This is a genomic window from Mesorhizobium sp. M7D.F.Ca.US.004.03.1.1 (assembly GCF_003998635.1).
GTDB classification, from domain to species: Bacteria; Pseudomonadota; Alphaproteobacteria; order Rhizobiales; family Rhizobiaceae; genus Mesorhizobium; species Mesorhizobium loti.
The window spans coordinates 1-980 of the sequence record NZ_RZQG01001433.1 but is presented as its reverse complement, the minus strand read 5'-3'; the positions used below and the strand labels follow the sequence as shown (position 1 = coordinate 980).

Genomic DNA, 980 nt, shown 5'->3' with positions numbered 1-980 from the left:
CTTCTGCGCCGCCTTCGCCAAGCGCATCGAGGCGCTGCGGACCGGCAACGGCCTTGCTCAGGAAATCGACATCGGGCCGCTGATGCATGAGCGCGCCGTCAAGAAGGTCGAGGAACAGGTAGCCGACGCTATCGCCAATGGCGCGCGTTGCCTCACCGGCGGCAAGCGGCACCAGGCCGGGCCGCTGTTCTACCAGCCGACGCTGCTGGCCGATGTCACCGACGAGGCGCTGATCATGCGCGAGGAGACCTTCGGTCCGGTCGCCGCCGTGACGCCATTCGACAGCGAGGACGTGGTGATCGCCCGCGCCAACGCCACCGAATATGGCCTCGTCGCCTATGTCGTGACCGAGAACGGCGCCCGCCAGCAACGCATGGGCCGCGCGCTCGACTACGGCATGGTCGCCATCAACCGCGTCAAGATCACCGGCGCGCCGATCCCGTTCGGCGGCGTCAAGCAGTCCGGCATCGGTCGCGAAGGTTCGCGCCACGGGCTCGAAGCCTTCACCGATCTAAAATATCTCTGCCTGGACGTAGCCTAAGATGTGTCGATATTCAGGTGATGCCGGCCTGCAAATGCCAGGGTTCTGCGCTTCCGGTGCTACGTACTCAAGTACGCTCCGCTCCGGTTCTCGAAACCCGCCATTTTCGGCTCGGCCTGACCTGAATTTCAACACACCTTAAGTCGCGCCAGTTTTCTCAAGGAGTCAAAAAATGCTCGACCAATCCAACGAACTCGCCGCCTGGGATCGCGACCACTTCTTCCATCCCTCGACCCATATGGGCACGCACGCACGCGGCGAAAGCCCGACGCGCATCATGGCCGGCGGTGAAGGCGTCACCGTCTGGGATAACAATGGCAGGAAGAGCCTGGATGCCTTTGCCGGCCTCTATTGCGTCAATGTCGGCTACGGCCGCCAGAAGATCGCTGACGCCATCGCCGCCCAGGCGAAAAACCTCGCTTACTACCACGCCTATGTC

Annotated in this window: 1 protein-coding gene and 1 pseudogene; both read left to right on the top strand. The window is 63.0% G+C overall.

Translation table 11 applies throughout. The features are described from left to right. Positions 1–541: aldehyde dehydrogenase family protein (locus tag EN935_RS37705; RefSeq protein WP_127374325.1), on the top strand; the 541-nt coding region annotated here is incomplete at its 5' end. 172 nt (positions 542–713) lie between these two features. Continuing rightward, a pseudogene (locus EN935_RS37700) lies at positions 714–980 on the top strand (aminotransferase class III-fold pyridoxal phosphate-dependent enzyme); the annotation flags it as partial.